The following is an 18,974-nucleotide window of genomic DNA, read 5'->3' as shown; positions in this document are numbered from 1 at the left end:
TTCGCGAGTCGAAGCGCCGGCTTATGCCAGCGCCTTCAGTGCCGCCTTGCCGCCATAGAGCGCCTGCTTGCCGAGCTGCTGCTCGATGCGCAGGAGCTGGTTGTATTTGGCGGTGCGGTCGGACCGCGCAAGGGAGCCGGTCTTGATCTGACCGCAATTGGTGGCGACCGCGAGATCGGCAATGGTGGAATCCTCAGTCTCGCCGGAGCGGTGCGACATGACAGAGGTGTAGCCGGCCTTGTGCGCCATCTCGACGGCGGCGAGCGTCTCGGTCAGCGTGCCGATCTGGTTGACCTTGATCAGGATCGAGTTGGCTCGGCCCGCTTTGATGCCTTCGGCGAGGCGCTTGACGTTGGTGACGAAGAGATCGTCGCCGACGAGCTGGCACTTCTTGCCGATGAGGTCGGTGAGCTCCTTCCAGCCGTCCATGTCGTCTTCCGACATGCCGTCCTCGATCGTCACGATCGGATAGCGCGCGACGAGGTCCGCAAGGTACTTGGCCTGCTCGGAGATCGAGCGGGACTTGCCCTCGCCTTCATAGACGTACTTGCCGTCCCTAAAGAACTCGGTCGAGGCGCAGTCGAGCCCGAGCACGATGTCGGAGCCCGCCTTGAAGCCGGCCTTGCCGATCGCGTTCATGACGAAGTCGAGCGCCGCGTCCGCTGACGGCAGGTTCGGGGCGAAGCCGCCCTCGTCGCCGACATTGGTGTTGTGGCCGGCCTTCTTCAGCTCGGACTTCAGCGTGTGGAAGACTTCCGCGCCGTAGCGCAGGCCCTCGGCAAAGCTCGACGCGCCGACCGGCAGGATCATGAATTCCTGGAAGTCGATCGGGTTGTCGGCATGCACGCCGCCATTGATGATGTTCATCATCGGCACCGGCAGGAGCCGCGCCGAGGTGCCGCCGACATAACGATAGAGCGGCATGTCGAGCGAGTTCGCGGCCGCCTTGGCGCAGGCCAGCGACACACCGAGGATCGCGTTGGCGCCCAGCCGGCTCTTGTTCGGCGTGCCGTCGAGGTCGATCATGATCTGGTCGATCTGGGCCTGCTGCTCGACATCGAGGCCGCTCAGGGCCTCGAAGATCTCGCCATTGACGGCGCTGACTGCCTTGGAGACGCCCTTGCCGAGATAGCGGGCCTTGTCACCGTCGCGCAGTTCCACTGCCTCATGGGCGCCAGTCGAGGCTCCCGACGGCACCGCGGCGCGGCCGAGCGCGCCGTCTTCCAGCACGACATCAACCTCGACGGTGGGATTGCCCCGGCTATCGAGGATTTCGCGGCCAATGATGTCGATGATGGCGGTCATGATGTGCACTTCCGTTCGTTAGGGCTGATCGGTGTCGCGGGTCTTACACGGGCCGCAAGCAAATGTGAACGCTTGGACGAGCCGCGTCGACTGACGCGTGAAGAACCTCAGATTATGCTCGACGACATCTGCTCCGCGCGTCCATCCTCAATCCTAGACAGTCGGGGTAACGCCATGAATCGCCGCCAGTTTCTTGCCTCGAGCGCCGCCCTCCTCGCCGCCCGCCCAAGCTTTGCGCAGGAAGGCCCGTTCCGGACAAAATACTTCCCGATCAGCCCAGGCATCGGCCTGCACGATCTCACGCCCGCTCCTGACGGCACCGTGTGGTTCACGGCGCAGGGCAAGGGCCTGCTCGGCAGACTCGATCCAAAGGATGGCACCTTCAAGACGGTCAGCCTCGGCCAGGGCGCCGCCCCGCATGGCGTGACCATCGGCCCCGACGGCGCGCCATGGATCACCGAAGGCGGCCAGAACGCGATCGCGCGGGTCGACCCCGGCGATCTCAAGGTCACGCTGTTCCACCTGCCGGAAAAGTTCGCCTCCGCCAATCTCAACACCGGCGTGTTCGATAAGGCCGGCACGTATTGGTTCACCGGCCAGTCCGGCTACTACGGCCGGCTCACGCCGAAGTCGGGCGAGATGACGGTCTTCAAGGCACCAAAAGGCATCGGGCCTTACGGCATCACCGTCACGCCCAAGGGCGACATCTGGTACGCCTCCCTCGCCGGCAGCTACATCGCCAAAGTCGATCTTGCAAACGGCAATGCCCGCGTCGTGCAGCCGCCGACACCGAATGCGGGCTCACGGCGCGTCTGGTCGGATTCAACGAGCCGGATCTGGGTCAGCGAGTGGAATAGCGGGCATGTCTCAGTGCACGATCCCGCCGACGGCTCGTGGAAGACGTGGAAGCTGCCGGGCGAACGTCCCCGCGCCTATGCCGTCTATGTCGACGACAAGGACAAGGTCTGGCTGAGCGATTTCTCCGCCAACGCCATCGTCCGTTTCGATCCCACGACCGAGCGCTTCAACGTCTTCGCCAGCGACAAGGCCAATGCCAATGTGCGCCAGCTCGACGGCAGGCCGGGCGAGCTGTGGGGTTGCGAATCCGGCAACGACCGGATCGTCATGATCCAGACGATCGCGGCCGGTTGACGGCCGCGCCATTTGCGTCCATCCCGGCATCCGAAACAGGATGTGACGACGATGGCGAAGAAATCCCTCCAGCTCGGTCGTGCGGTCGAGTGGCCGCACACACCGGAAGAAGCCCAGCTCGACCGCGTGCCCAATCCGCAAAAGGGCACCGACTACCTGGTGCGCTTCACCGTGCCGGAATTCACCTCACTCTGCCCGGTCACGGGACAGCCGGATTTCGCGCATCTGGTGATCGACTACGCGCCGGGTGCGTGGCTGCTGGAGTCGAAATCGCTGAAACTTTACATCGCGAGCTTCCGCAATCACGGCGCCTTCCACGAGGACTGCACCGTGATGATCGGCAAGCGTATCGCGAGCGAGATCAAGCCGAAATGGCTGCGCATCGGCGGCTACTGGTATCCGCGCGGCGGCATCCCGATCGACGTGTTCTGGCAGACCGGCCGTGTGCCGAAGGGCCTGTGGGCGCCGGAGCAAGGCGTCGCGCCCTATCGCGGTCGGGGATAGCTCGCTGTTGTCCCACTTGGCGCGGCATTGACCGACGTGCTCAGGCCCGCGCGTCTGACGGCGCCCGCTGCTTGAGCAGCCGGGCGCAGACGAAGCCCAGCACCACCATGATCACGGCGCTCGCGAACAGGGTCGGCATCTTGCCGGCGTGCTGGAGGCCGAAGCCATAGGCGAGCGGCCCCACGGTCTGCCCCATGAAGAAGAAGAACGAATGCAGCGACAGCGCGGTGGCGCGTGCCTCGACCGAGAGTTCGCTGGCGAAGACCTGCAGACAGCCGTGGGCGATGTAGAAGCCCCATCCCATCACGATGAGATTCAGGGCCTGCACCTCCCAGCGTGGCCCGAAGGCGACGGCAATGAGCTGTGAGGCAACCAACGTCATGCCCGCGATCATCATGCCCTTCATGCCTAGCCACGGCAGCAGGCGCGACACCGTCAGTGTGTAGAACAAGCCGCCAACCGCAAAGCCCGCGATGACGATACCGGCGATCGAGAGCGAGGTCTGCCCGAGCTCGAACAGGAACGAGGCGATGTAGGGAAACAGGCCGAGCACGCAACAGCCCTCGATGAACACGGCCGAGTAGCAGACATAGGCGTTCGGATTGGTGAAGATGGTGCGATAGCCGGCCTTCAGCGCCGATAGGCTGGTCTTCGGTGGATGCTTTACCTTGGCGCCGTGAAAGCCGGCGGCAACCGCGATCGAGGCGACGATCACGAGCACGCCGAGCACTGCGAGCACGCCGCGCCAGCCGAGAAAATCGCCGATCAGTCCGGAGGCCGAGGCGCCGAGCAGATTGCCGGTCATCGCGCCGGCGAGCGTGCGGCTGATCGCAACTTGGCGTTTCTCCGGCCCAACGAGATCGCTGGTCAGGCTCAGCGCCACCGGAAACACGCCGCCGGAGCCGATGCCGGCGAGAATGCGGGTCGCAAACAAAACCGAGAACGAGGTCGAGAGCGCGCCGAGGATGTTGGCAAGGCCGAGCAGCGCGAGGCAGCCGATCATCAGCCGCGTCTTGCCGAACAGATCGGCGGCAGCGCCAATTATGGGCTGGATGATCGAGAAGGTGAAGGCGAACACCGCGGCAAAGCCCGCGGCGGTCGCGATGCTGACGCCAAAGTCCTCGGCGACATGCGGCAGCACCGGATCGAGCGCGCGTGCCGAGAGCGCTGCGGCGAAGCTTGCGCCTGATATGACGTAGAGCGCTGTCGGCAAGCCGTGATCGTGCGGCCGCGCCTCGCCGTGCTGCATCAGCGCGGATTCTTTGCGAGCGCGTCGAACGCCATCAGTCTAGCGATCAGCCCCTCGAACTGGCGCAGCGGCACCATGTTGGGGCCATCGGAGGGCGCGCGATCAGGATCGGGATGGGTCTCGATGAAAACGCCAGCCACGCCAACGGCTACAGCCGCGCGTGCCAGCACCGGCACGAATTCGCGCTCGCCGCCCGACGACGTCCCCTTCCCGCCCGGCTGCTGCACTGAATGGGTGGCATCGAAGATGACAGGGGCGCCGGTGGTGCGCGCCAGGATCGGCAGCGCGCGCATGTCGGAGACCAACGTGTTGTAGCCGAAGGAGGCGCCGCGCTCGGTGACGAGCACGTTGGGATTGTTCGCGCTGGTGATCTTGGTGACGACATTGGCCATGTCCCAGGGCGCCAGGAACTGGCCCTTCTTGACGTTCACGACCCTTCCGGTCGCGGCCGCAGCGAGAAGGAGATCGGTCTGCCGGCACAGGAAGGCCGGGATCTGCAAGACGTCGACGGCCTGCGCCACCTCGGCGCATTGCGTGGCCTCGTGCACGTCCGTCAGCACCGGCAAGCCAAGCGAGGAACGGATCTCCGCGAAGATCGGTAGCGACTGCGCGAGGCCCAGCCCGCGCGCCGCGGATGCGCTGGTGCGGTTGGCCTTGTCGAACGAGGTCTTGTAGACGAGGCCGATGTTCAGCCGCGCCGCGATCTCCTTCAGCGCGGAAGCCACCTCCAGCGCATGCTGGCGGCTCTCGAGCTGGCATGGCCCGGCAATGACCGAGATCGGCAGGTTATTGCCGAATTTGACCGTGCCAATGGTGACGACCGGCGCCGCTGACGTCGAAGAGCTCAAGGCAAATCCCTCGTTTCGGCGCGACCATAGCCGTGATGAGGGTCGGATCAACCCTATTCGGCCAGGGCCGTCAGAATATCAGGGTTGCGCCAGGGTTCCTCGCCACGCGAGGGATCGCTACTTGACCACTGAGAAGGCGGTCGGCGCCAGGATCTGGCTGACGATGTTGGCGACGATCTGGCCGTCGGCCTCGGACTTCGCCCGCGCCTCGAGCCAGTCCGGATCGGTCGTGAACTTGCCCCACTTCGTCTCGCGCTCGGCCAGTGACTCCCAGGCCAGGAAATAGGTCAGCTCCTGGTGGGATTCGCCGATCAGCGTGGTGAAGAACCCGGCCTGCTTGATGCCGTGCTTCTCCCAAATTTTCAGCGTGGCGGTCTCGAACCGCTTGAGCAGTGCCGGCAGGCGGCCGGGCACGCAGCGATACTGGCGCATTTCGTAGATCATTCATGTTCCTCCCTGACAGGTCCGGCGGTTATAGCGGCTGGTCCCGACGGTGTCGTGAGCCCCGCCCGGTTGCCCCTGTGGCGTTCTGCGCATGGCTTGAGGTCGATCGGGGCCACTCCGCCGCAGCCGGTTCCCGCAATGCTGCCGCAATGATGCGGCCGCTAGAATGCCGCGGTTGAGATTGAGGTGGCCGATCATGCGGATTTTACTCGTCGAGGACGAGGCCGAAATGGCTGATGCACTGGCGTCGGCGCTGAAGCGCTACGACATGGTGGTGGACCATGCCTCCTCGCTCGCCGAGGCCGAAGAGGCCATTTCTGCCGATGTCCACGCCGCCGTCCTGCTCGATCGCCAGCTTCCCGATGGCGACGGTCTCGCTTTGATCCCGAAACTGAGGGCGCGCGCCGACGGCGTACCGATCATCGTGTTGACGGCGCGCGGCGAGCTCGCCGACCGGGTTGCCGGGCTCGACTGCGGGGCGGATGATTATCTGGCAAAACCGTTCGCGGTGGAGGAATTGCTGGCGCGTCTGCGCGCCGTGCTGCGCCGGCCCGGCCGGCTGCAACCCGACATCATGCGCGCCGGCCGCCTCGCGTTCGACTTCGGCCATCGCGAGGCAACCGTCGGCGGGGCTCCGCTCGAGCTGCCGCGGCGCGAGCTCCTGGTGCTGGAAGCCCTGGTCCGCCGCATGGGCCGGACGGTGCTGCGCTCGGCGCTGGAAGAAGCCGTCTACAGTTTCGACGACGAGATCCAGTCGAATGCGCTCGATACGCACGTGTCGCGGCTGCGCCGCAAATTGTCCGAGGCCGATGCGCGCGTGGAGATCCACGGCATCCGCGGCGTCGGCTATCTCCTGAAGAAGCTGCCGTGAGCCGGCACAACGACCCATACTGCCTGCGCTCGCGGCTGAGCTGGCGGCTGCTTTCACTGCAGACCGCGCTGCTCGTCGCTCTCGTCGCCATCGTCGTCGGCGCGCTCTGCGCCTCGGGCTTCGTGCTGACCCAGCGGGACGAGGACCGCGTGATCGACATCGTGCAGCATGCGCTCGCGCGCGATGCCCAGGGTGGCCTCACACTGCGACCGACCGACGAGCTGAAACAGTTGCGCGCAGAGACCCCCGACCTCTGGTTGCTGGTTCGCGACAGGCAGGGGCGTTCCCTCAGTGAGGGCCCCGTCCCGGCCGAATTCGCCGCCATCGGCGGCGCCCTCGACCAGATCAGCCAGGCGCGGCTCGGCTGGCAGCTCTTCGAGGACGATCCGCGCAAGCCGCCGGCACGGCTGAAGCGCATCGACACCGGGGCCGGCAATGTGCAGGTCATCACGGCGACGCAGGGAAAACTGACCAGTGCCAAGGCCGTGTTCACGACGTCGCTCGTGTTGCTCGGCATCGCACTTCCCGGCCTGCTGTTGATGGGGACCGCGACCTTCATCGCAACACCGATGATCTTGCGGCGCGCGTTCAGGGGACTGGATACGACCGCGGACCAGGCGCGGCGGATCGATATTCACCAGCGCGGCGCGCGATTGTCGGCGGATTACATTCCGCTGGAGGTCGTGCCGCTCGTGACTGCGATCAACGACGCGCTGGCGCGGCTCGACGAAGGCTATGCCCGCCACAAGCGCTTCGTCGCCGATGCCGCACACGAACTGCGCACGCCGATCGCGATCCTGAACACGCGTCTGGAGTCACTTCCGCCGGGACCCTACAAGACCCGCCTGATCGAGGATGCCGCGCGGCTCGCCACGCTCGCCGAGCAATTGCTCGACATCCAGCGACTCGACCGCTGCGGACATCCTTTCGCGCGGGTCGACCTCGTCGCAATCGCCCAGGGTGTCGCCGCCGAGCTTGCCCCGCTTGCCATCGCTGCGGGTTACGAGCTGGCGCTCGACGCACCGGAAACACCGATCGAGACACTCGGCGACACGGCCGCGCTCGAACGCGCGCTGACCAACCTCGTGCAGAATGCCATCCAGCACGGCCCGCGCCGCGGCACGATCGGCATCCGCGTCAGCGAGCCCGCATGCATCGAAGTCACCGACGAGGGCGCGGGCATTCCGCCCGATCAACACGAGCTGATCTTCGAGCCGTTCTATCGGCTCACGCCGCTCGATCGCGGTGCCGGCCTCGGCCTCAACATGGTTCGCGAGATCGTGCAGCTGCATCGCGGCCACGTCTCGGTGCTGGATGGAGCGAACGGCGGCGCATGCTTCCGGATCACATTGCCGCCGATTCGCGCCAATTGATCTTGGTCCGCATCGCCTCCGCAATGCTGTCGCAATGCATTCCCGTGAGATTGCGTGCCGCCTCTGATTTGCGAGGCGCGAAGCAAAATACCGGAGTGCGCATGCCCAACGATTTCCTCTCGTTCTTCCTCGCCTGGATGTCTGCCCCGCGTCAGGTCGGAGCGATCGCGCCGTCGAGCGCGGCACTGGCCGATCTCATCACGCGCGAGATCGACGCATCGACTGGCCCGATCCTCGAGCTCGGCCCCGGCACCGGCGCATTCACCTACAAGCTTTTGAAGCGCGGCGTGCGCCAGGAAGACCTCACGCTGGTCGAGTACGGCTCCGATTTCATGAAGCTGCTGCAGATGCGTTTTCCCGGGGCTCGCGTGTTGTGGATGGATGCTGCCCGGCTCACCACGCATCGCCTTTATGAAGGCGCGCCGGTCGGCGCCGTGATCAGCGGATTGCCGCTGCTCAACATGTCAATGCGCAAGGTCGTCTCGATCGTCAGTGGCGCATTCAGCTACATCCGCCCGGGCGGCGCGTTCTATCAGTTCACCTATGGCATGAGCTGCCCGGTGCCGCGCCCGGTGCTCGACCGGCTGGGCCTGCGCGCCAAGCTGGTGGATCGGGCGATGCTGAACGTGCCACCCGCTGCCGTCTACAGGCTGACGCGGCGGCCGCGGGTCAAGGTCGTCACGGGATCGCATTCGTCGCGAGAGGCTTCACGGCCGATCAAGCCGGATGATCAAACCAGCCGGCTCTGCACCATCGCCGCCTGAATGAAGGACGCGAACAGCGGGTGCGGCTCGAAGGGCCGCGACTTCAGCTCGGGGTGGAACTGGACGCCGATGAACCAGGGATGATCCTCGTACTCGACGATCTCCGGCAGCACGCCGTCGGGCGACAACCCTGAGAATTTCAGACCGTGCTGCTCGAGGCGGTCCTTGTAGGCCGTGTTGACCTCGTAGCGATGGCGGTGGCGCTCGGAGATTTCCGTCGCGCCGCCATAGACCTCTGAGACGCGGCTGCCACGATTGAGCGTTGCCGGATAGGCCCCTAGCCGCATCGTGCCGCCGAGATCGCCGGCCTGCGAGCGCTTCTCGAGCTCGTTGCCGCGCAGCCATTCCGTCATCAGGCCAACCAGGGGCTCCTTGGTCGGGCCAAACTCGGTGGAGTTGGCCTCCTCGATGCCGACGAGGTTTCGCGCGGCCTCGATCACCGCCATCTGCATACCGAAACAGATGCCGAAATACGGCACGTCGCGCTCGCGCGCGAACTGCGCCGCCTTGATCTTTCCCTCCGCGCCGCGCTGGCCGAAGCCACCGGGCACCAGGATGCCGTTGACGTGCTCGAGGAAGGGCGCGGGATCTTCCTTCTCGAAGATCTCGCTCTCGATCCAGTCGAGATTGACCTTCACCTTGTTGGCGATGCCGCCATGCGACAGCGCCTCGATCAGCGACTTATACGCATCTTTCATGCCGGTGTACTTGCCGACGATGGCGATGGTGACGTTGCCTTCGGGATTGCGCACTCGCTCGTTGATCTCTTGCCAGCTCCGCAGCTCCGGCGGAATCCGCGAGCCGATGCCGAAGGCGGCGAGCACTTCATCGTCGAGGCCCGCATTGTGATAGGCCTCAGGGACAGCGTAGATGTTGTCGACGTCGCGCGCCTCGATCACGGCGCTTTCACGCACGTTGCAGAACAGCCCCAGCTTGCGCCGCTCCTCTTTCGGGATCGCGCGATCGGTGCGGCAGAGCAGGATGTCCGGCTGGATGCCGATCGAGCGCAGCTCCTTCACCGAGTGTTGCGTCGGCTTGGTCTTGAGCTCGCCGGCGCTGGGGATGTAGGGCAGCAGCGTCAGATGGATGTAGACGGCGTGATCGCGCGGCAGCTCGTTCTTGAGCTGGCGGATCGCCTCGAAGAACGGCAGGCCCTCGATGTCGCCGATGGTGCCGCCAATCTCGACCAGCACGAAGTCGTAATCGTCATTGCCGTCGAGGACGAATTCCTTGATGGCGTTGGTGACGTGCGGAACCACCTGGATGGTCGCGCCGAGATAATCGCCGCGGCGCTCCTTGGAGATGATGTCCTGGTAGATGCGCCCCGTGGTGATGTTGTCAGCCTTGGTCGCCGGCCTGCCGGTGAAGCGCTCGTAGTGACCGAGATCGAGATCAGTCTCCGCGCCGTCATCGGTCACGAACACTTCGCCGTGCTGATACGGCGACATCGTGCCGGGATCGAGGTTGAGATAAGGGTCGAGCTTGCGGAGGCGGACCTTGTAGCCCCGGGCTTGCAACAGCGCACCGAGTGCCGCCGAAGCCAGACCCTTGCCGAGCGAAGAAACCACGCCGCCGGTGATGAATATGTACCGCGCCATGGGACTTAACCTCTAATCCCTCGAATTCGATTCGCCAAAGCGATTCGTATTCCGCCCCAAAGATTCTGCGGGCCTGTGGGTGATCCAGAACTGAAAGTGGTGACAGTGCCTTGATGGGGATTTTTGCTGCAAGACGGTAGAAGCCACCCTGCATGGCCCCCCTGCTTTATTGCGAGCGCGGCACCTGCGGGCCGGCGGGCGCTTGGTTCTGCTGCTGCTCGTCGGCCTTCTTCAGCGAATCCAGGATGCCGCCCGAGGTCGGCGGCGCGATCGGCGCCCCACCGGCCGGCTGGGTCTGCGACGGCTGGCCGATGATCGACGACGGCTTGCGGTCGTAGCCGGCGTACCAGGACAGGAACAGGCTGGTGAGGAAGAAGCCAACGGCCAAAACCGCAGTGGTCCGCGTCAAAAGGTTCGCCGTGCCGCGGCTCGACATGAAGCCCGCGCCTCCGCCCATGCCGAGGCCGCCGCCTTCCGACTTCTGGAGCAGGACGGCGCCGATCATGACGGCGACGATCATGAGGTGGATGACGATGACAACGGTCTGCATAGTATCCTTCCGTCACAAGCGGGCGGCGCCTGACGGCGGCCGATCGCGCTTCGCGGGTTTTCCTGAAGTTGCGCGGTGTTACACGATCGGAGGGGGTATTGCCACCCCCGATCGGGTCCGGACCAACGGTTTGAATGAGCTAGGGACAGCCCTTTAGCTAGGGACAGCCCTTGGCGATCGCAAGGAAATCGGTCGCCTTCAGGCTGGCGCCGCCGACCAGCGCGCCATTGACGTTTTTCACCGCCATCAGCTCGGCCGCATTCGAGGGCTTGACCGAGCCGCCGTAAAGGATCCGCATCTTGGCACCGTCGGTTTTGAACCGGGAACTCAGGAATTCCCGGATAAACCCATGAATCTGCTCGACGTCCTTGGCCGTGGGCGTCAGCCCGGTGCCGATGGCCCAAACCGGCTCATAGGCCACGACCAGATTGGCCGCGGTGGAGCCGTCCGGCAGCGAGCCGTCGAGCTGGCCACGCAGGATATCCAGGGTCTGGCCGGCGTCGCGCTGGCCTTGCGTCTCGCCGATGCAGACGATCGCCGCCGCCCCGGCGCGCCAGGCCGCCTCGGCCTTGTGTCGGACCAGGGCATCGCCCTCGCCGTGGTCGGCGCGCCGCTCGGAATGGCCGACGATGATGGCAGTTGCGCCGGCATCCACCAGCATTTCGGCGGCAACATCGCCGGTATGGGCGCCTGAGGCCTTGGGATGGCAGTCCTGGGCCCCCAACGCGACCTTCTTGCCCCGTGCCTTGTCGGCGAAGGCGGCGATCAGGGTTGCAGGCGGGCAGACCAGCAGATCGGCCTTGGCAGCCACGTCCGCCGCGCCGTTGAGCATGGCGTCGAATTCGGCAACCTGGGCCTTCAGGCCGTTCATCTTCCAATTGCCGGCGATCAGCGGTCGGATGGCGTCGGTCATGTCAATGTCCAGCAAAATGAGGTTTGTGCATGCGCTAGCAGAGCTGTCGCCGCAGTTCCAGAGACCAGGGGCTTTTAACCGCAGCTTCGAGGCGTCGCATGAGGCGAGGTTGCGGGGGGAAAGCCGCCACTTTATGATGATCTATCAATTTGGTGACGCGCTTTTGCGGAATCTGCATTAAGACGCGCTCCCGTTCCCCTCCTGCCAAACAAGTTGGACCAAATGCTCCGAGGAATGCGCAAGGCCTCATCAAACTGGCTCGGCAAGACCATTATGGCCGTGGTGATGGGCGTGTTGATTGTCAGTTTCGGCATTTGGGGCATCGCCGACATCTTCCGCGGCTTCGGACAGTCCACGGTGGCCAAGATCGGCAGCACCGAGATTTCGCTCAACGAGTTCCGCCAGATCTACACCGACCGCTTGCAACAGATCAGTCGCCAGTTCGGCCGTCCGCTGACGCCCGATCAGGCGCGTGCCTTCGGCCTCGACCGCCAGGTGCTCCAGCAGACCATCGCCGAAGCCGCCATCGACGAAGAGGCGCGCCGGCTCGGGCTCGGCCAGTCCGACGACCAGATCCGCCAGGTCATCATGAATGACCCCAACTTCAAGGGCGTCGGCGGCAACTTCGATGCGAATCGCTTCCAGGCCGTGATCCGCAATTTCGGCTATACCGAGCAGCGCTACGTCGCCGAGCAGCGCAAAGTGTCGCTGCGCCGGCAGATCACCGGCACGATCGGCGCCGGCCTCGAGCCGCCGAAAACCATGCTCGACGCGCTGACGCGCTTCCAGAGCGAGCAGCGCGCCATCGAGTTCGTCAGGCTCGACGCCGCGCAGGCAGGCCAGATCGAGGCGCCCTCGCCCGAGACGCTCGCCGCCTATTTCGAGGATCACAAGGTCCAGTTCCGCGCGCCCGAATATCGCAAGATCGCCTTCGTCGTGGTCTCGCCGGAGGAGATCGGCAAGTGGTCCGAGGTGTCGGACGAGGACGCCAAGAAGGTGTTCGACCAGCGCAAGGACCGGCTCGGCACGCCGGAGAAGCGCCAGATCCAGCAGATCGTATTTCCGAACGTGGCGGAGGCGCAGACCGCACGCGAGCGCCTCGTCGGCGGCATGACGTTCGAGGATCTCGGCAAGGAGCGCGGGCTGAGCGCCTCCGACGTCGATCTCGGGCTTGTGACCAAGTCTTCGCTCGATCCGGCCGTTGGCGATGCCGCCTTCGCGCTTCCTGCCGGCGAGATCAGCCAGCCGGTCCAGGGCGGGCTTGGCGTCGCGATCGTCAAGGTCGACAAGATCGAGCCGGGCAAAGAGGCGGACTACGCCAGCGTTGCGGGTGACATCAAGCGCGAGATCGCGACCGAGCGCGCGCGCGTCAAGGTCGCCGATCTCCGCGACAAGATGGAGGACGAGCGCGGCGGCGGCTCCAGCGTGATCGACGCGGCGCAGAAGCTCGGGCTCACGGCGGTGACCATCGACGCCGTCGACCGTTCCGGCCGCGCCCCGAACGGCCAGCCGGTCGCCAACATTCCGCAGGGGCTCGACGTGGTGTCGCAGGCCTTCAACACCGACGTCGGCGTCGACAACGACTCGATCTCGTTCAAGGGCGGCTATGTCTGGTACGACGTCATCGCGATCACGCCCTCGCGCGACCGCAATCTCGACGAGGTCCGCGACCAGGTCGAGGCGCGCTGGCGCCAGGACCAGGTCGCGGCCAAGCTGAAGACCAAGGCGACCGAGATGGTGCAGAAGCTCGAATCCGGCAGCAAGCTCGCCGATGAAGCTGCTGCGATCGGCGCCAAGGTCGAGACCGCGACCGGCTTCAAGCGCGATGACTCGCCTGCCGTCGTACCCGCAACCGTCGTATCGGCCGCCTTCCGCACCGCCAAGGACGGCGTCGGACAGACCCCCGTGAGCGGCGGCAGCGAAGTGATCATCTTCCGCGTCACCGACATCGTCGAACCCGTGGTCGACGCCGCTTCCGACGCGGTGAAGAAGCTGAAGGACAGCCTCGACCGCGCGCAGACCGAGGAGCAGGTCGCTTCCTACGTCAACAAGCTTGAAACCGACATCGGGACCACCATTAATCAGGCCGCCTTCGCGCAGGTGACCGGCGCGAACCAGTGAGTTGAAAGCACGCGATGGACGACCTGAAATCGATCATTGGAAAAGTGGCGACCGGCGCCAGCCTGTCGCGTGACGAAGCCGCCTCCGCCTTCGACGCCATGATGTCGGGCGAAGCCACGCCCTCACAGATGGGCGGCCTGTTGATGGCGCTCAGGGTGCGCGGCGAGACCGTGGACGAGATCACCGGCGCCGTTACGGCGATGCGCTCCAAGATGCTGGCCGTGACAGCGCCGCCTGACGCCGTCGACATCGTCGGCACCGGCGGCGACGGCTCCGGCTCGGTCAATGTCTCGACCTGCGCGTCCTTCATCGTCTCGGGCGCCGGCGTGCCGGTGGCCAAGCACGGCAACCGCGCGCTGTCCTCGCGCTCGGGCGCCGCCGACGTGCTGGCCTCGCTCGGCGTGAAGATCGACCTCAGGCCCGAGCAGGTCGGACATTGCGTGCGCGAATGCGGCATCGGCTTCATGTTCGCCCCCGCCCACCATCCCGCCATGAAGAACGTCGGCCCGACCCGGGTCGAGCTTGCCACGCGCACGATCTTCAACCTGCTCGGCCCCCTGTCCAATCCGGCCGGCGTCAAGCGGCAGATGGTCGGCGTATTCTCGCGGCAATGGGTGCAACCGCTGGCGCAGGTGCTCAAGAACCTCGGCTCGGAATCCGCCTGGGTCGTGCACGGCTCCGATGGCCTCGACGAGATCACCCTGACCGGCCCGACCTTCGTCTCCGCGCTCCACAATGGCGAGATCCGGAATTTCGAGGTGACGCCTGAGGAGGCCGGCCTGTCGCGCTGCGAGACCGGCGCACTCAAAGGAGGCGACGCCGAGGCTAATGCGATCGCGCTGCAAGGCGTGCTCGACGGCAAGCCGAGCCCCTACCGCGACGTCGCGCTGATCAACGCTGCCGCCGCGCTGGTCGTGGCCGGACGCGCCAAGGATCTCAAGGAGGGCGTTGCGATCGGCGCGAAGTCGCTCGACAGCGGCGCCGCAAGCGCGCGGCTGAAACATCTGATCGCGGTCTCGAACGGCTGAGCCTGACATGTCGGATATCCTGACCAAGATCGAAGCTTACAAGCGCGAGGATATTGCCGCGGCCAAGCGCGCGCAGCCGCTCTCGATAGTCGAGGCACAGGCCAAGGCGCAAGCCGCACCGCGCGGCTTCATGCGCGCGATCAAGGCGAAGCACGCCAATGGCGACTATGCGCTGATTGCCGAGATCAAGAAGGCCTCGCCGTCGAAGGGACTGATCCGCGCCGATTTCGATCCGCCCCAGCTTGGCAGAGCCTATGAGGCCGGCGGCGCCGCCTGCCTTTCGGTGCTGACCGATACGCCGTCGTTCCAGGGCCATCTCGACTTCATGGTGGCGGCGCGCGCGGCAACCTCATTGCCGGTGCTACGCAAGGATTTCATGTTCGATACCTATCAGGTGGCGGAGGCTCGCGCGCATGGCGCCGATTGCATCCTGATCATCATGGCCGCGCTCGACGATGCGACCGCCAGGGATCTCGAAGATGCCGCCTTCGCCTACGGCATGGATGTGCTGATCGAAATCCACGACCGTGCCGAGCTCGACCGCGCGCTGAAACTTCGCTCGCCCATGATCGGCGTCAACAACCGCAATTTGCGCACCTTCGAGACCACGCTTGCGACCAGCGAGGCGCTGGCGCCGTTGATCCCCGCGGACCGGCTGATGGTCGGTGAGAGCGGCATCTTCACAGCCGCAGACCTTGCGCGGCTCGAGCGCGTCGGTATGTCGACCTTCCTGGTCGGCGAGAGCTTGATGCGGCAGGCCGACGTCACCGCCGCCACGCGCACGCTACTCGCGCGCGAGACGGCACCGCGCGCGACGGGCACGCGCTGACATGGCGCGCAAGCCTTCCAAGTCCAAGGCCGGCCCTGCCCTTACCCATATCGGCGCCTCCGGCGAAGCGCGGATGGTGGACGTGTCGGACAAGCCCGCGACCGAGCGGCTTGCGGTGGCGGAAGGCCGCGTCATCATGACCAAGGCGACGCTCGATCTGATCGTGTCCGGCAACGCCAAGAAGGGTGACGTGCTCGGCACCGCGCGCATCGCCGGCATCATGGCCGCCAAGCGCACCTCCGAGCTGATCCCGCTCTGCCATCCGCTCGCGCTGTCGAAGGTCACGGTCGAGATCGAGCCCGATGCGAAACTGCCGGGCTGCCTCGTCCGCGCCAGCGTCAAGGTCACTGGTCCCACCGGCGTCGAGATGGAGGCGCTCACGGCGGTCTCGGTCGCCTGCCTCACCATCTACGACATGATCAAGGCGGTGGAGCGTGGCGTGCGCATCGAGGGCATCCATCTCGTCGAGAAGCTCGGCGGCAAGTCCGGCCATTACCGCGCCTGAAGCGCGTATTTCAGCGACCGACCTCCTGCGTCGCGCGCATCGGTTGTCTTTGTGCCCGGCCGTTCATATCGCGTTAACCGCGCTTCCTAACTTCGCCTCCACACCGTTCCCGTAAACCAACGGATGTTTCCGGGGCCAAGAATTGATCCTGGCGTGTGCACGGCAATGATCCAGCATGATGACGAGATTCGGCAGTCGCCTCTTTGACCAGGCCTTCGTGCGCAGCGGACCGATCCGCTGGCTGGTGGTGGGCGGCATGCTGCTAATCGCGGCGATCGCCGTCGGCGCGACGCTGATGGCACAGAATTTCCGCGAACGCGCGCTGCGCAACTCCGGCCGCGAGCTCGAAAACACCGTGCTGATGCTCGCCCATCATTTCGACCAGCAATTGCAGGATTTCGCAGTCATCCAGAAGGATTTCGTCGACCACGTCCGCGCAACCGGCATCAATAATGTGGAGGATTATCGCAAGCGCCTCGCGGGGCAGGACATCCACCGCATGCTGCGCTCGAAGATCGAGGCGCTGCCCTACATGGGCGGCGTCAATGTCATCGACGCCGAAGGGAATCTGGTCAACTCGTCGACGGCATGGCCGGCCCCGAACGTGAACGTTGCCGATCGCGCCTATTTCCGCACCTTCAAATACGATCCCTATTCGCCTGACGTGCTGATCGAGCCGCTGCACAGCCGCATCTCGGGCGCCTGGACCATCCTGATCGTCCGCAAGATCCTTGGACCGAACGGCGAGTTCCTGGGCGTCGTCGGGCGCGGCATCGAGCCCGCCAATTTCGAGAAGTTCTTCGCTTCCGTCGTGCTCGGTGAAGGCGCGTCGATCTCGATGCTGCATCGAGACGGCACGCTGCTCGCCCGCTATCCCCTTTCCAGCGAATTGATGGGGCGGAATTTCAAGACCGGCCCGTTCTCGCATCAGAGGGTTTTCGGGCTCGATCACTTCGCCGGTCGCTTCGTGAGCCCGATCGATGGCGACGACCGGCTGATCTCCTCGCGCGCCCTGCCCCACTTTCCGATCCTGATCATGGCCACCATGACGCGCGCGGCGGCCCTGGCGGACTGGCGCGAGCAGATCGGCATCCTGATCTCGGTCGCCGCCTCTTCCGCGCTCGCCATCGCCGGCGTGCTGATCGCGATCGTGCGCAAGCTGCTGGAGCAGCACCGCCTCTCGCGGGAACGGCTGACGCTGGAAAAGCAGCGTCTCGACCGCGCCGTCAACAACATGACGCAGGGCCTCCTGCTGTTCGATGCCGAGCGGCGGCTCGTGATCTGCAACCAGCGCTACATCGAGATGTACGGACTGTCGGTCGAGACCGTGAAGCCCGGTTGCAGCTTCCACGACATCATCGCCCACCGCAAGGCGACGGGCTCGTTCACCGGCAATGTCGACGACTACGTTGCGCGCGTGCTGCGCGACATCCACCTGCGCAACTCCATGGTGGTCGACACCTCCGACGGCCGCTCGATCCAGATCGTCAACGAACCGCTCGCGGACGGCGGTTGGGTCGCAACGCATGAGGACATCACCGAGCGTCGGCGGACCGAGGAACGCATCACCCACCTCGCCCATTACGACGCGCTGACCGACCTGCCCAACCGCGCCATGTTCCACGAGCATCTGCGCGAAGAGCTGGGTACCATCGCCGACGGCGAAGAGATCGCGGTGCACTACATCGACATCGACGAGTTCAAGGGCGTCAACGACGCACTCGGTCATCTCGTCGGCGACGAGCTGTTGAAATCGGTCGCACAGAGCCTTCGCCGCTGCGCAGGTCCGATGGACTTCGTGGCACGGCTCGGCGGCGATGAATTCGCGATCGTACAGAGCGCAGTAACATCGCTGGAGGAGGTCAACGAACTCGTCGCGCGGGTGTTCGAGACCATTAGAATGCCGTTCGACTGCATGGGCCATCATCTCACCACGGACGCCAGCATAGGCATCGCGCTTGCACCGAGACACGGGACCGCGCTGGACCAGATCCTGAAGAATGCCGATATGGCGATGTATGCGGCCAAAGCCGCCGGCCGCCGCACCTATCGCTTCTTCGAACCGGAGATGGACGCCAAGGTCCGCGAGCGGCGGCAACTCGAGATCGACCTGCGCCACGCCATCGCTCATGGCGGCCTCGAGGTCTATTACCAGCCTTGCCTCGGCCTGAAGGACGACCGCATCACGGGATGCGAGGCGCTGGTACGCTGGCGCCATCCCGAGCGCGGCATGGTCTCACCGGCCGAATTCATCCCGATCGCCGAAGATACCGGCCTGATCAACGAGATCGGCGAATGGGTGCTGGCGACCGCCTGTAGGGATGCAGCAAACTGGCCCGACGACATTCGCCTCGCCGTCAACGTCTCGCCGGTGCAGTTCAAGAGCGGTACGCTGGCGCTGAAGATCATGGCCGCGCTCGCCGCCTCCAATTTGCCGGCGAGCCGGCTCGAGCTCGAAATCACCGAGGCCGTGCTGATCCGCGACGACGACGCAGCGCTCGCGATCCTGCACCAGCTTCGCGCCATCGGCGTGCGCATCGCGCTGGACGATTTCGGCACCGGCTACTCGTCGCTGAGCTATCTGCACCGCTTCCCCTTCGACAAGATCAAGATCGACCGCTGCTTCGTCGACGACATCGCCGGTCCCGACGGCTCCGCCAGCATCGTCCAGGCCGTCGTCAACCTCGCGGCCGCCCGCCGCATGACCACCACGGCCGAGGGCGTCGAGACCGAAGAGCAGCAGCGCCTGCTCCGCGCGCTTGGCTGTTCCGAGATGCAGGGCTATCTGTTCAGCGCCGCGAAACCCGCCGACAAGATGCTGGAGTTGTTCGCACTGCATCGCAGCCGTCTCGCCCAGGCCGGTGGCGAGGAAATTCGCCGCCGCGAGGCAGGCTAGGTCTTCGGCCGAACGGGCTGATCC

17 protein-coding genes are annotated in these 18,974 nt (G+C 65.3%); 10 read left to right on the top strand and 7 right to left on the bottom strand.

What is annotated here, in order from left to right; translation table 11 throughout:
• Positions 1-21: 21 nt before the first annotated feature.
• Positions 22-1,305, bottom strand: a complete 1,284-nt coding sequence (gene eno, locus ACNJX8_RS20455; protein ID WP_128945889.1) for a phosphopyruvate hydratase — start codon at positions 1,303-1,305, stop codon at positions 22-24.
• Positions 1,306-1,479: 174 nt separating this feature from the next.
• Here eno and ACNJX8_RS20450 point away from each other — a divergent pair, with 174 nt between their 5' ends.
• Positions 1,480-2,457: a Vgb family protein gene (locus tag ACNJX8_RS20450; RefSeq protein WP_439356570.1), complete on the top strand. Its 978-nt coding sequence runs from the start codon at positions 1,480-1,482 to the stop codon at positions 2,455-2,457.
• A 51-nt stretch (positions 2,458-2,508) separates the two neighbouring features.
• On the top strand, positions 2,509-2,961 hold the full coding sequence (gene queF / locus ACNJX8_RS20445) for a preQ(1) synthase (RefSeq protein ID WP_164940410.1): 453 nt from the start codon (positions 2,509-2,511) through the stop codon (positions 2,959-2,961).
• A 40-nt stretch (positions 2,962-3,001) separates the two neighbouring features.
• Here queF and ACNJX8_RS20440 read toward each other — a convergent pair whose 3' ends face one another.
• The 3 genes from ACNJX8_RS20440 to ACNJX8_RS20430 all read right to left on the bottom strand — a co-directional run bounded on the left by ACNJX8_RS20440 (position 3,002) and on the right by ACNJX8_RS20430 (position 5,502).
• Positions 3,002-4,210 carry an MFS transporter gene (locus tag ACNJX8_RS20440; protein ID WP_439356569.1) on the bottom strand — a complete coding sequence of 403 codons (1,209 nt, stop codon included), beginning with the start codon at positions 4,208-4,210 and terminating at the stop codon, positions 3,002-3,004.
• Entirely contained in the window at positions 4,210-5,058 is an 849-nt protein-coding gene (kdsA, locus tag ACNJX8_RS20435) for a 3-deoxy-8-phosphooctulonate synthase (RefSeq protein ID WP_439356568.1), read from the bottom strand. The genes ACNJX8_RS20440 and kdsA overlap by 1 nt, the downstream gene beginning before the upstream one ends.
• Positions 5,059-5,175: 117 nt before the next feature.
• Positions 5,176-5,502: an NIPSNAP family protein gene (locus ACNJX8_RS20430; RefSeq protein WP_128940991.1), complete on the bottom strand. Its 327-nt coding sequence runs from the start codon at positions 5,500-5,502 to the stop codon at positions 5,176-5,178.
• A 196-nt stretch (positions 5,503-5,698) separates the two neighbouring features.
• On the opposite strand from ACNJX8_RS20430, the gene ACNJX8_RS20425 reads away from it, so the two are divergent.
• The 3 genes from ACNJX8_RS20425 to ACNJX8_RS20415 all read left to right on the top strand — a co-directional run bounded on the left by ACNJX8_RS20425 (position 5,699) and on the right by ACNJX8_RS20415 (position 8,510).
• The gene (locus tag ACNJX8_RS20425; RefSeq protein ID WP_439356567.1) at positions 5,699-6,373 is read left to right on the top strand and encodes a response regulator transcription factor; all 675 of its coding nucleotides are present in this window, start codon (positions 5,699-5,701) and stop codon (positions 6,371-6,373) included.
• Positions 6,370-7,746, top strand: coding sequence for a sensor histidine kinase (locus tag ACNJX8_RS20420; RefSeq protein WP_439361794.1), 1,377 nt, complete (start codon positions 6,370-6,372; stop codon positions 7,744-7,746). Before ACNJX8_RS20425 ends, ACNJX8_RS20420 begins: the two co-directional genes overlap by 4 nt.
• Positions 7,747-7,847: 101 nt before the next feature.
• Complete coding sequence (locus tag ACNJX8_RS20415; RefSeq protein ID WP_439361793.1) at positions 7,848-8,510, top strand: class I SAM-dependent methyltransferase; 663 nt, start codon at positions 7,848-7,850, stop codon at positions 8,508-8,510.
• Here the strand turns inward: ACNJX8_RS20415 and ACNJX8_RS20410 are convergent.
• The 3 genes from ACNJX8_RS20410 to tpiA form a co-directional block, all read right to left on the bottom strand.
• The gene (locus ACNJX8_RS20410; RefSeq protein ID WP_439361792.1) at positions 8,477-10,108 is read right to left on the bottom strand and encodes a CTP synthase; all 1,632 of its coding nucleotides are present in this window, start codon (positions 10,106-10,108) and stop codon (positions 8,477-8,479) included. The genes ACNJX8_RS20415 and ACNJX8_RS20410 overlap by 34 nt on opposite strands.
• Before the next feature lie 166 nt (positions 10,109-10,274).
• A complete protein-coding gene (gene secG, locus ACNJX8_RS20405; protein WP_128933523.1) occupies positions 10,275-10,658 on the bottom strand; it encodes a preprotein translocase subunit SecG in 384 nt (127 codons plus the stop codon).
• 157 nt (positions 10,659-10,815) lie between these two features.
• The gene (gene tpiA / locus ACNJX8_RS20400) at positions 10,816-11,571 is read right to left on the bottom strand and encodes a triose-phosphate isomerase (protein WP_439361791.1); all 756 of its coding nucleotides are present in this window, start codon (positions 11,569-11,571) and stop codon (positions 10,816-10,818) included.
• A 222-nt stretch (positions 11,572-11,793) separates the two neighbouring features.
• On the opposite strand from tpiA, the gene ACNJX8_RS20395 reads away from it, so the two are divergent.
• From ACNJX8_RS20395 to ACNJX8_RS20375, 5 genes are all read left to right on the top strand, one after another.
• Positions 11,794-13,692 (top strand): SurA N-terminal domain-containing protein, encoded by a 1,899-nt coding sequence (locus tag ACNJX8_RS20395; RefSeq protein WP_439361790.1) that lies wholly within the window; start codon positions 11,794-11,796, stop codon positions 13,690-13,692.
• A 14-nt stretch (positions 13,693-13,706) separates the two neighbouring features.
• The gene (gene trpD, locus ACNJX8_RS20390) at positions 13,707-14,720 is read left to right on the top strand and encodes an anthranilate phosphoribosyltransferase (protein ID WP_128933520.1); all 1,014 of its coding nucleotides are present in this window, start codon (positions 13,707-13,709) and stop codon (positions 14,718-14,720) included.
• 7 nt (positions 14,721-14,727) lie between these two features.
• Positions 14,728-15,549: an indole-3-glycerol phosphate synthase TrpC gene (trpC, locus tag ACNJX8_RS20385; RefSeq protein ID WP_439361789.1), complete on the top strand. Its 822-nt coding sequence runs from the start codon at positions 14,728-14,730 to the stop codon at positions 15,547-15,549.
• A gap of 1 nt (position 15,550) precedes the next feature.
• Positions 15,551-16,054, top strand: coding sequence for a cyclic pyranopterin monophosphate synthase MoaC (gene moaC, locus ACNJX8_RS20380; protein ID WP_439361788.1), 504 nt, complete (start codon positions 15,551-15,553; stop codon positions 16,052-16,054).
• 175 nt (positions 16,055-16,229) lie between these two features.
• On the top strand, positions 16,230-18,950 hold the full coding sequence (locus ACNJX8_RS20375) for a bifunctional diguanylate cyclase/phosphodiesterase (protein WP_439361787.1): 2,721 nt from the start codon (positions 16,230-16,232) through the stop codon (positions 18,948-18,950).
• Positions 18,951-18,974: the final 24 nt, after the last annotated feature.

Origin of the sequence: Bradyrhizobium sp. SPXBL-04, assembly GCF_051853035.1 — a bacterium.
Classification (GTDB): domain Bacteria; phylum Pseudomonadota; class Alphaproteobacteria; order Rhizobiales; family Xanthobacteraceae; genus Bradyrhizobium; species Bradyrhizobium zhanjiangense.
This window is presented reverse-complemented; position numbering and strand designations above follow the sequence as displayed.

Excerpts from the sequence above, each read along its gene's own strand:
- eno (WP_128945889.1), bottom strand. The coding sequence starts at position 1,305 with ATGACCGCCATCATCGACATCATTGGCCGCGAAATCCTCGATAGCCGG.
- ACNJX8_RS20450 (WP_439356570.1), top strand. The coding sequence starts at position 1,480 with ATGAATCGCCGCCAGTTTCTTGCCTCGAGCGCCGCCCTCCTCGCCGCC.
- queF (WP_164940410.1), top strand. The coding sequence starts at position 2,509 with ATGGCGAAGAAATCCCTCCAGCTCGGTCGTGCGGTCGAGTGGCCGCAC.
- ACNJX8_RS20440 (WP_439356569.1), bottom strand. The coding sequence starts at position 4,210 with ATGCAGCACGGCGAGGCGCGGCCGCACGATCACGGCTTGCCGACAGCG.
- ACNJX8_RS20430 (WP_128940991.1), bottom strand. The coding sequence starts at position 5,502 with ATGATCTACGAAATGCGCCAGTATCGCTGCGTGCCCGGCCGCCTGCCG.
- ACNJX8_RS20425 (WP_439356567.1), top strand. The coding sequence starts at position 5,699 with ATGCGGATTTTACTCGTCGAGGACGAGGCCGAAATGGCTGATGCACTG.
- ACNJX8_RS20415 (WP_439361793.1), top strand. The coding sequence starts at position 7,848 with ATGCCCAACGATTTCCTCTCGTTCTTCCTCGCCTGGATGTCTGCCCCG.
- ACNJX8_RS20410 (WP_439361792.1), bottom strand. The coding sequence starts at position 10,108 with ATGGCGCGGTACATATTCATCACCGGCGGCGTGGTTTCTTCGCTCGGC.
- secG (WP_128933523.1), bottom strand. The coding sequence starts at position 10,658 with ATGCAGACCGTTGTCATCGTCATCCACCTCATGATCGTCGCCGTCATG.
- tpiA (WP_439361791.1), bottom strand. The coding sequence starts at position 11,571 with ATGACCGACGCCATCCGACCGCTGATCGCCGGCAATTGGAAGATGAAC.
- ACNJX8_RS20395 (WP_439361790.1), top strand. The coding sequence starts at position 11,794 with ATGCTCCGAGGAATGCGCAAGGCCTCATCAAACTGGCTCGGCAAGACC.
- trpD (WP_128933520.1), top strand. The coding sequence starts at position 13,707 with ATGGACGACCTGAAATCGATCATTGGAAAAGTGGCGACCGGCGCCAGC.
- trpC (WP_439361789.1), top strand. The coding sequence starts at position 14,728 with ATGTCGGATATCCTGACCAAGATCGAAGCTTACAAGCGCGAGGATATT.
- moaC (WP_439361788.1), top strand. The coding sequence starts at position 15,551 with ATGGCGCGCAAGCCTTCCAAGTCCAAGGCCGGCCCTGCCCTTACCCAT.
- ACNJX8_RS20375 (WP_439361787.1), top strand. The coding sequence starts at position 16,230 with ATGATGACGAGATTCGGCAGTCGCCTCTTTGACCAGGCCTTCGTGCGC.